At 71.1% G+C, this 10305-nt stretch carries 6 protein-coding genes; 4 read left to right on the plus strand and 2 right to left on the minus strand.

The genetic code is table 11. From position 1 onward, the window contains the following. The 3 genes from DBR34_RS20075 to DBR34_RS20085 all read left to right on the plus strand — a co-directional run. Nucleotides 1-1847 (plus strand): hypothetical protein (locus DBR34_RS20075; protein WP_258224194.1); only part of this gene is annotated, 1847 nt, incomplete at its 5' end. Beyond that, on the plus strand, nucleotides 1844-3673 hold the full coding sequence (locus DBR34_RS20080) for a hypothetical protein (protein WP_128098090.1): 1830 nt from the start codon (nucleotides 1844-1846) through the stop codon (nucleotides 3671-3673). The genes DBR34_RS20075 and DBR34_RS20080, both read left to right, overlap by 4 nt. A gap of 450 nt (nucleotides 3674-4123) precedes the next feature. Continuing rightward, nucleotides 4124-6316: an IgaA/UmoB family intracellular growth attenuator gene (locus DBR34_RS20085; protein WP_128098091.1), complete on the plus strand. Its 2193-nt coding sequence runs from the start codon at nucleotides 4124-4126 to the stop codon at nucleotides 6314-6316. A gap of 60 nt (nucleotides 6317-6376) precedes the next feature. Here the strand turns inward: DBR34_RS20085 and DBR34_RS20090 are convergent, their stop codons facing one another. Both DBR34_RS20090 and DBR34_RS20095 read right to left on the minus strand, forming a co-directional pair. Then, nucleotides 6377-7048 carry a hypothetical protein gene (locus DBR34_RS20090; protein WP_128098092.1) on the minus strand — a complete coding sequence of 224 codons (672 nt, stop codon included), beginning with the start codon at nucleotides 7046-7048 and terminating at the stop codon, nucleotides 6377-6379. A gap of 38 nt (nucleotides 7049-7086) precedes the next feature. Further along, the gene (locus tag DBR34_RS20095; RefSeq protein WP_128098096.1) at nucleotides 7087-7524 is read right to left on the minus strand and encodes a hypothetical protein; all 438 of its coding nucleotides are present in this window, start codon (nucleotides 7522-7524) and stop codon (nucleotides 7087-7089) included. A 204-nt stretch (nucleotides 7525-7728) separates the two neighbouring features. On the opposite strand from DBR34_RS20095, the gene DBR34_RS20100 reads away from it, so the two are divergent. Then, on the plus strand, nucleotides 7729-10206 hold the full coding sequence (locus DBR34_RS20100) for a DEAD/DEAH box helicase (RefSeq protein ID WP_128098093.1): 2478 nt from the start codon (nucleotides 7729-7731) through the stop codon (nucleotides 10204-10206). Nucleotides 10207-10305: the final 99 nt, after the last annotated feature.

Consider the following 10305-nt stretch of genomic DNA (forward strand, 5'->3'; position numbering starts at 1 on the left):
CACGAACGCCCGACCTGCGGGCGGCGTGGCCGCGTCGTGCCCTGCTGGTGGCCTGGCTGGGTGCCCTGGTGGTGATCGCGCTGGCACTGGGATGGCCGCGCAGCAGCGGTGGCACGGCCCTGCCATCGCCAGCCAGCGCCCCGCGTGCCACGCCCGCACAACCGCCCCGCCTGCAGTCCAGCCGGCTGGCGATCAACGCCCCGGCATACACCGGGCAGGCAGCGCGGGTGCAGAGCACGCTGGATGCAAAGGTCGCCCAGGGCAGTGCCCTGCAGTGGTCCCTGCGCTTCAGCGCGCACCCCAGCGAGGCCGTGCTGCAGTTCCATGATGGCCGCCGTGTCGCCCTGCGTCGCGAGGGCGACAGCTGGACCGGCACGTGGACCGCCGACCGCCCCGCGCTGTACCGCGTGGTCACCGTGCCGGCGCTGTCAGGGCAACGTCTGTACCGCCTGGATGTGCAGCCCGACCAGCCGCCCCGCGTGCGCGTGCTCGCCCCGGACCGCACGCTGGTGCTGGGCGCGCCCGGGCAGCGGCAGTGGGCGCTGCAGTTCGAGGCCAGCGACGACCACGGCGTGGCCGCCGATGCCCAGCTCAAGATCACCCTGGCCCAGGGCAGCGGCGAGAACATCACCTTCCGCGAACAGACCCTCACCCTGGCCGGCAGCGGCACGCCAACGCTGCGCCGCTTCGCGCGCACGCTGGACCTGGCCGCGCTGGGTGCCGAGCCGGGCAACGATGTGATCGCCCAACTGCAGGTGCGCGACAACCGTGCACCCACGCCACAGACCGCGCAGAGCACCAGCGTGATCCTGCGCCTGCCCAGCGTGGAGCAGGTGCAGGGCGCGGAACTGGAAGGCATGGTCAAGAAAACGTTGCCCGCCTACTTCCGTAGCCAGCGCCAGATCATCATCGACGCCGAGGCACTGATCAAACTGCGTCACCAGCTGCCTGCCGAAGAATTCATCAAGCGCGCCGACGCCATCGGCGTGGACCAGCGCATCCTGCGCCTGCGCTACGGCCAGTTCCTGGGCGAGGAAAGCGAAGGCGGCGCCAAGCCGCCGCCGACCAGCGACGCACTGCCCACCAGCGACACCCCGACGGCCGACGCGCACGACGCCACCGATGACCACGCCCATGCGCAGACCGACACCAACGAACACGCACAGGCCGGCCATGACGGCCATGACCATGCGGCCGCCACGGCGGAAGCAGCGCCGGTGTTCGGCAGCGCCACCGACGTGCTGTCCGAGTACGGCCACACCCACGACCACGCCGAAGCAGCCACCCTGCTCGACCCGCAGACCCGCGCCACGCTGAAAGCCGCACTGGACCAGATGTGGTCGTCCGAAGGCGAACTGCGCCAGGGCCGGCCCGAGGCTGCGCTGCCGTACGCCAACAAGGCCCTGGCCTTCATCAAGCAGGTGAAGCAGGCCGAGCGCATCTACCTGGCACGGGTAGGCCCGGAGCTGCCGCCCATCGATGAAAGCCGCCGGCTCAGCGGCGACCGCACGGACCTGGCCAGCCGCACCCTGCCCATCGCCGCGGTGCCCGCACCGGAGCCGGCCATCGTGAGCGCCTGGCAACAGCTTGCCGACCCGGCCAGCACGCCCGACCTGGACGCCATCGCGCAGTGGCTGCAGCGCAACGACAGCCGCCTGCCCGATCCGCTCAGCCTGGCCGCGGCCATCGAAGAGCTGCGGGTCGCGCCGGACTGTGGCGCGTGCCGTGCGGTACTGCGCGCGCGTCTGTGGCGGGCGTTGTCGCGGCCCACGCCACAGGTGTCGCGGCGCACGCCGCCCGATCGCATGGGCCAGGCCTACCTGGATGCCCTGGAGGCCACGCGATGAATGACGCCGCCTGGATCGCGTCGGCACTGCTGGCCATCGTGCTGATCGGCAGCGTCCGCACGCTGCTGCAGCAGCGTCGCAGCGGCACACGCACTACCGCGCGCATCCTCGCGCTGTTGGTGCTGCAGCTAGGCGCGGCCGCGCTGCTGTACTTCACCCTGTTGCCGCCACCGGTGCACATCGCCGCCCAGCACCTGACCGTCCTGACCGGCCACGCAACGACCGCATCGAACACAGCCGCCGACGGCACCGTGATGGCACTGCCGGAAGCGCCCTCGCGCAGCGGTGCCCGCATCGCGCCCGACCTGGCCACTGCATTGCGCCAGCATCCCGGCACGCAGGCCCTGGTACTGCGGGGTGATGGGCTGGCCGCGCGTGACCGCGACACCGCGCTGCCTGCGGAGGTCACGCTGCAGCCGGCGGCCGCGCCGCGCGGCTGGGTGGCATTGCAGCCACCGGCCATCACCGTGCCCGGCGCGCCGTTCACGGTGCGGGCGCGCGCGCAGGGCGTGACCGCTGCGCGCGCCGAACTGCTCGATCCGGCCGGCAGCGTCGTGGACCGCGCCGTGCCCGGCCGCGATGGCAGCGTTGCGCTGGACGGCGTTGCGCGTGCCAGCGGCCGCAGTGAATTCAGCCTGCGTCTGCTCGACGCCGACAGGCACGTAGTGGATACCGTGCCCGTGCCGTTGCAGACCGACGACGCCCCCGGCGTGCGGGTGCTGGTGGTGGCCGGCGCCCCCACGCCGGAGCTGAAATACCTGCGTCGCTGGGCGACCGATACCGGCCTGGAGCTGCACGCCCAGGCCAGCGCGGGCGCCGGGGTGATGCTCGGCGACGCACCGGTGGCCCTGACCGCCGCGCGCCTGGCCGCGACCGATGTTCTGATCCTCGATGAGCGCAGCGTGGCTGCGCTTTCCCCGGCCCAGCGCGCGGCCGTGCAGCAGGCGCTGCGCGACGGCCTCGGGGTACTGGTGCGCAGCAGCGGCCCGCTTACGGATGGCACGCGGCAGACACTGCGTAGCTGGGGCCTGGCGACAAGCGGCGGCAATCAGAGTCTGCCGCTGCGCCTGGCCGCCGATCCGGATCCTGCGCTGCTGCAGGCCCGGCGTGGGCCGCAGCGCGCGGCCAGCGCACCCACCGCCGCCATCGACGAGGCCGACAGCACCTCGCACAACGCCCCGTTGCCTGCGCTGGAGCAGTTCAACCTGCGCGCCTTGGCTGCCACGCCGCTGCTCCACGATGCCGGCGGTGCCGCGCTGGGCGGCTGGCGCGACGTCGGCCGCGGTCGCCTCGCGCTGCTGCCCGTTACCGACAGTTACCGTCTGGTACTGGCCGGCCGCGACGATCGTCATGCCGAGCTGTGGAGCAGCGTGGTGGCCACCCTGGCGCGCCCGCTGGCGGTTCCGGCCTCTGTGCGCGTGGGCAGTGCCACGCCATGGGCCGGCGAACGCATCGCGCTGTGCGCGCTGGCCGATGGCACCACGGTACGCAGCCCGCAAGGCGCCACGGTGGTGCTGCACATCGATCCGGATACCGCGGGCGATCGCTGTGCCGGCTACTGGCCGCAGCAGGCAGGTTGGCACCACCTGCAGATCGGCACGCGCACCCAGGCGTTCTACGTGTTCGACCCGGCGCACGCGCAGGCGATGCATCGCCAGCAGACCCGCGATGCCACCGCGCTCCGCGTCGCGACCGCCGGCAGCGCCGGCGCGAAGGCCGCTCGCGCGGTGCCGGGACCGCGCTGGCCCTGGTTGCTGGCCTTCGTGCTGGTGGCGGGCCTGCTGTGGTGGCTGGAACGCCGCCGCGGGCCGGCCCCCACCGGTTAGGCGTTCAGGCGCGCGCTCACCCTGCCGCCGACCTGCGCCGGTGGACGCTGTTGAAGCGCACGGTGATGCCACCGCAGACGCCATGGCCGCGCTGCCATGGAAGCAGCGCGCTGCGCACCACGCGTCAATCGCGTCACTTGAACAGCACGATGCCGAACAGACCCCATCGCACCGGTGCCCGGTATTCCCGAGGCCGCACCAGTGCACGGCCGCCTCGCTGGTGCGTCCCCAACATGCGACACAGCGTGAAGTCCCCGCTGCACCGCGCGCGGCGTCACGCAGGCAGCGCGGGCCTGCCATTTGCCCTGGCAGGCCGCGCGCGGCAGACTAGCGCCCGCCACACGCCGCTCCAATGGAGGGAGCCATGAACGACATGATGTCGTGCGCCGGTCGCACGCGTTACCTGCCCGATCCGTCCCGGCCCAACCGCCCACGTGCGGAGGCAACGCGATGACCTTCTGGATCATCCTGAAACTGGTGCTGCTGGGGCTGGCCCTTTTCAGCTTCCTCTCCTACAAGTCGCGGCGCAGCGACAATCACGGTGCGCTGGCGCGGCTGCGCGAGGCCCCCGTGCTGCGCACCTTGACGCCCGACGAAGCACGGGCGCTGGAACCGCTACGCGTGGCCAGCGGACTGAGCTGGGCGCCGGAGGTACGGGCGCTGCGTGGACGCTTCAGCCGCCACGGCATCGAGGTCAACGGCGCCGAAACCCTGCACGACACGCTGGGCGATGTGGAGGTGGTGTTGCCCTACGACGCGCTGGCGTTCCTGCACGACGACGACAACGATGCCGAGGTGGTGCTGTGCGCCAAACAGGCCATTGTGGTGCGGCTCAACGGGTTCAGCGTGGTGGACGGGCGTGCCCGCACCCTGCAGCAGGCAAACGCCCACGCCGAGGATGACCTGCCGCCTCCCCTGCCCGGCCAGACGGACGCTGACGCCACGAACGGACGGCCGCTGCCGCACGCCGCTGAAACGCCCGTGGTGGTGCTGGAACGGCGTATGGAAACCGCCGAGGAAGCGGCACTCCGCCAGCCCCGCTCGCGCGTGTGGAAGATGGCCGGCCTCTGGGTGCTCGCGTTCGTCCTGATGCTTGTAGTGGCCCATGCCGATCTCGGCGGTGCACGCGTGCCGCTGCTGCTGGCGGCCCTGGGGATTGCCGGCGGAGCGGTGTGGTGGCAATGGCGCCGCCCCTCCCTGTCCACGTCGATGCAGCCGCGCGCGGTGAACCGCGTGCACGGGCCCTTGCGCCTGGTGGACCTGCCCAATCCGACCAATGCGGCGCTGCGCACCCACCACTACTTCCTGGGCGATGCGTTGCAGGTGCAGGTGCCGGCGCACTGGCAGCGCGCCGGCCGGCTGCCGCTGGGGCAGCCGGTGGAGGTGGAGATCCTGGCCACCAGCGGCGAAGTGCTGGCGATGGGCACCCCGTGGTCACAGGTGGACGAAGCACGCCGCTTCCCGGAGGTGCGCTGGGGACATCACGTGGTGCTGCTCACGGTCGGGCTGCTGGCAACCTTCGCGGCGCTGCTCAGCAGCAACGGCGTCACCGACGACATGGCCCTGGCATGGCAGGGACTGCGTGGCGGAGAAACCCGCAGCGATGCGACGCCGGCCATGCTGGCGCAGCGCCCGCCACGCGGTGGCGACCGGGTCAAACTGCGTGGCGAAGGCCAATGCGAACTCGCCCTCACCTCCCTGCAGGACCTCGATACGGCCGTCGTGCTGCCCGACTGCAGCCGCGTGCGTTGGGGCGGCACGCCGGTGACGTTGCCCGGGCTGCAGATGCCCGCCGCGCTGCTGTCGCTGTACCGTGGCGACTATGTCAGTGCCCGCGAAGACAACACGTCGGCCATGCTGCGCCTGCTCATGTTGCAGCAGGCCGGCGCCGATCCTTACGCACAGGCCGCACTGTCGGCCCGCCATGGCGGCGGCAAGATCGTGAGCGGCATGGGCAACCTGGTGGAGGTCGTCGAACAGGCGTGCGCCGCCGGCCTGGAGGACTGCGACGCGCTGAAGCGCGAGATCGTGGACGAGCTTGCCGCCACGGCAGACGTGGACGGCCGGGAGCTCGCCCTGGACAGCTGGCCACTGCTGGCCCGCGAACTGCGCCGTGCCGTCGAGGAAGGCAACGACGGCATGCTGATGCCATCGCACCAGTTGAGCGCGCTGCAGGACATTACCCGTGGCCATGCCGGCACCGCCATCGCGCGGCAGCTGCAGACGCTCGCCCCGCAGCTGCTGTCGCTGCAGCAGGGCGGCGTGGTACTGGCCACCCCGCACGACCTGCGTGGCGATACCAACGCGGCACGTCTCGACGCAGCCGACGTGCGTGCCGCATCGGTACTGGATCGCTGGGAGCAGGCGATGACAACCATGGCCACGCCGGTGCGGTTCACCGTGGACGGCCTGGTGGTGGGCCGCCACGAAGACGCCGCCGGGCTGCGCCTGGAGGTGGATACGGACGCTGACCAGGGCCGCATCGTGGCCGCCGCTGCCAACACACTGGCCCTGCTGCTGGCCATTGTGCTGGCACTGGGCCAGGCCGCGCTGCTGTGCCGGGCGGTGGCCCGGGCGCGGACGCGCCGCCGCGCGCTGGACGCGGACATGCAGGCCCGCCCGGTACCGGGGCTGCCGGCCTGACGCACGTGGTGTCCGCGTGCTGGCCCGGCCCACCAGCGTCGCGCCGGGCTGTGTCCGGCGTTACCGCGGCGGGGTGCGCCGGTACACCCCGTTGAAGCGCACGTTCATGCCGCCGCATTCGCTGTTGTCGGCCACGATCAGGTAGTCGCCCAGCAGCTGGGCGCGCAGCGTGCAGGTGGTGTCCTGGAACACCACCGTGTCGCCCGTCGGCACGGCCAGCGCTTCCACCTGGCCCATGTTCGGCCCGTACGGGCGCACCTCCGGGGTGGGATTGGCCGACGGCCAGTAGGCATCGCCCTCCACGTACAACTGGCCGCCACGCACGTCGATGACCAGCTGGTCATCGCCATCGCGCCAGTGGCCGGCCCATGCCTGCAGGGTCGGCGCGGGCAGCGGCTGCGGCTGCAGGCGCGTGCTGGCCACCCAGCCCGCACTACCGCCCGCGTTGTTGGGGAAGAACGCGCAGCGATGGCTGCCCAGGTCGCGTCCGGTGATCACCGTATCGCCGGGTACCACGTAGCTGCGCTGGCGGCACGCCGGTTCGCCCTTGGCCGGGCAGCCGTCCAGGTCGCCGAGCAGGTACAGGCGCGGTGCACCGATCACCCTGGCCAGCGCGAAGGTGCTCTGCTCGGCCGGAAAGGCGCCGTTGCGGCAGCTGCCGTTGTCGGCGCTGCTGGCCAGGGCAGTGACGGGAAGCACGGCGGCAAGCAGGAACAGGCAACGCAGGGACATGGCAGCGCCAGGCTGGAAAGGGGCGACAGAATAGCCGCTCACTTCTGCGGCGGCGCCACGCAGCCCTGCTGCGGATCGCAGAACTGCAGCGCCCGCCGTTGCTGCTGCTCGCTCAGCTGCGGCGGCGGGCGGGCGATGGCCGACTGGATCTGGTCCGGCCCGCCGGTGATCTTGTTGATGCCCTGGGCGGTTTTGACGATGCCGTAGACGATCCCCATCATCACGTAGCCGCCGCTGATGCCGACCTGCTCGGGGCTCGGCGGCTCGCGCCAGTCGCGGCTGAAACGGTTGTTTTCGGCCTGCACCGGGCTCTTGAACCGGTACAGATCCAGCGGCACGTCTTCATCGGGCTTGATCGCACGGACTTCGCCCAGCGTGGTGACGTCGCCTGTGGCGGCGACCGGCGCCACCGGCGGCTGCGGATCCGGCTCGGGTGCCGGTGGCTGCTGGGCCTGTACCCGCGCGGCCAGCATCATGCCAGCCAACGCTGCTGCTTGATATCCCACACGTGCCACAGCTGCCCATCCTGGTCCGTTGCGTGTCTGGCCAAGGATACGGATGCCGCCTTCAGATTTCGTTGGGCGGCCATCGCACTGAATGATTCACCCGCGCGTCCGGCGTGTCTCAAACATTGAGACGCCGCTGTGGTTCCATGGCGTCCTTTGCAGACCGTTGTTCCCATGGCCTACGAACTCGCCAAGCGCACCGAAGATGCCGAGCGCCGCCTGTCCACCACCGACGGGCTGCCCTCGCGCAACGGCGCGCTGCTCACCGCGCGCCTGCAGCAGCGCTACGCCGACCGCATCACCGGCAGCTTCACCCTCCCCGGCCGCGAAGGGCGCTACGCGCCGATCCCGGCCGATGTGCCGGCCGCGCTCACCGCCGCCCTGAAGGCGCGCGGCATCGAGCAGCTGTACAGCCATCAGGCCGACGCGTGGGACGCCACCCAGCGCGGCGAGCACGTGGCCATCGTCACCCCCACCGCCAGCGGCAAGTCGCTGTGCTACACCCTGCCGGTGGTGAGTGCGGCCATGCAGGGCAAGGCCAAGGCGCTGTACCTGTTCCCGACCAAGGCGCTGGCCCAGGACCAGGTGGCCGAACTGCTGGAACTCAACCGCGCCGGCGACCTGGGGGTGAAGGCCTTCACCTTCGACGGCGACACCCCCGGCGATGCACGCCAGGCGATCCGTCTGCACGGCGACATCGTGGTCTCCAACCCGGACATGCTGCACCAGGCGATCCTGCCGCATCACACCAAGTGGGCGCAGTTCTTCGAGAACCTGCGTTATGTGGTCATCGATGAAGTGCACACCTACCGCGGCGTGTTCGGCAGCCATGTCACCAACGTGCTGCGCCGGCTCAAGCGCATCTGCGCGTTCTACGGGGTGGAGCCGCAGTTCATCCTGTGCTCGGCCACCATCGGCAACCCGCAGGCGCATGCGCAGGCGCTGATCGAAGCGCCGGTCACGGCCATCACCGAATCCGGCGCGCCCAGCGGCCCCAAGCACGTGCTGCTGTGGAACCCGCCGGTGGTCAACGCCGACCTGGGCCTGCGCGCCTCCGCGCGCTCGCAGAGCAACCGCATCGCCCGCATCGCGATCAAGTCCGGGTTGAAGACACTGATCTTCGCGCAGAGCCGGCTGATGGTCGAAGTGCTCACCAAGTACCTCAAGGACATCTTCGATCACGATCCGCGCAAGCCCGCGCGCATCCGCGCCTACCGCGGCGGCTACCTGCCCACCGAGCGCCGCGAAACCGAACGCGCCATGCGTGCAGGCCTGATCGACGGCATCGTCAGCACCTCGGCGCTGGAGCTGGGCGTGGATATCGGCAGCCTGGACGTGGTGGTGCTCAACGGCTACCCCGGCAGCGTGGCGGCCACCTGGCAGCGCTTCGGCCGCGCCGGGCGCCGCCAGCAGCCTGCGCTGGGCGTGATGGTGGCCAGCTCGCAGCCGCTGGACCAGTACGTGGTGCGGCATCCGGATTTCTTCGCCGATGCCTCGCCCGAACACGCGCGCATCGCCCCGGACCAGCCGCTGATCCTGTTCGACCACATCCGCTGCGCCGCCTTCGAACTGCCGTTCCTGGCCGGCGACCCGTTCGGGCCGATCGACCCGCTGGTGTTCCTGGAGGCGCTGGCCGAAACCGAGGTGATCCACCGCGAAGGCGACCGCTGGGAGTGGATCGCCGACAGCTACCCGGCCAACGCGGTGAGCCTGCGCTCGGTGGCCGACGGCAACTTCGTGGTGGTGGACCGCAGCGACGGCAAGCAGCAGATCATCGCCGAGGTGGATTATTCGGCCGCCGCACTCACCCTGTACGAAGGCGCCATCCACATGGTGCAGTCCACGCCGTACCAGGTGGAGCGGCTGGACTGGGACGGCCGCAAGGCCTACGTCACCCGCACCCACGTGGACTACTACACCGACAGCATCGACTTCACCAAGCTCAAGGTGCTGGACCGTTTCGACGGCTGTCTGGCCGGGCAGGGCGACGCCCACCACGGGGAAGTGCACGTGGTGCGGCGCGTGGCCGGCTACAAGAAGATTCGCTATTACACCCACGAAAACATCGGCTACGGCCCGGTCAACCTGCCCGACCAGGAACTGCACACCACCGCGGTGTGGTGGCAGCTGCCGCAGGCGTTGCTGCTGACCGCGTTCGAGAGCAAGCAGGAAGCGCTGGATGGCTTCCTGGGCGCGGCGTATGCGCTGCACATCGTGGCCACCGTAGCGGTGATGGCCGACGCGCGCGACCTGCAAAAAGCGGTGGGCAACGGCGACGGCGCGTGGTTCGCGGTGGCCGACCAGAGCGGCCGTGGCCAGCTGCGTGGCGCCGAGTTCGACGCCAGCGCGATCGAACTGCAGCAACAGTTCGTGCCCACCGTGTACCTGTACGACAACTTCCCCGGTGGCGTGGGCCTGAGCGAACCGCTGTGGCTGCGCCAGGCCGAACTGCTGCAGCGCGCGCGCGAGCTGGTGCAGCGCTGCGACTGCAAGGCCGGCTGCCCGGCCTGCGTGGGCCCGGTGCTGGCCGGGCAGGAAGACGATGCCACCACGCCCCGGGCGCTGGCGATGAAGGTGCTGGACCTGTTCGATGCGCAGGCGCTGCCCGCCGCGGACGCAGACCCCGCGTATGCCGAGGTGGTGCCGCAGTGAGCCTGAGCCTGGACAAACTGCGCCTGCTGCGCCGGCAGGCCGGTGACGCCACCCCGCCGCCTGCCCGCGACCCCGCAGCTCCGCCCACCGGAACGATGC

This window comes from Stenotrophomonas sp. HMWF003, from assembly GCF_003061285.1.
GTDB classification, from domain to species: Bacteria; Pseudomonadota; Gammaproteobacteria; order Xanthomonadales; family Xanthomonadaceae; genus Stenotrophomonas; species Stenotrophomonas maltophilia_AP.

Excerpts from the sequence above, each read along its gene's own strand:
- DBR34_RS20085 (WP_128098091.1), top strand. The coding sequence starts at position 4,124 with ATGACCTTCTGGATCATCCTGAAACTGGTGCTGCTGGGGCTGGCCCTT.
- DBR34_RS20095 (WP_128098096.1), bottom strand. The coding sequence starts at position 7,524 with ATGATGCTGGCCGCGCGGGTACAGGCCCAGCAGCCACCGGCACCCGAG.
- DBR34_RS20080 (WP_128098090.1), top strand. The coding sequence starts at position 1,844 with ATGAATGACGCCGCCTGGATCGCGTCGGCACTGCTGGCCATCGTGCTG.
- DBR34_RS20090 (WP_128098092.1), bottom strand. The coding sequence starts at position 7,048 with ATGTCCCTGCGTTGCCTGTTCCTGCTTGCCGCCGTGCTTCCCGTCACT.
- DBR34_RS20100 (WP_128098093.1), top strand. The coding sequence starts at position 7,729 with ATGGCCTACGAACTCGCCAAGCGCACCGAAGATGCCGAGCGCCGCCTG.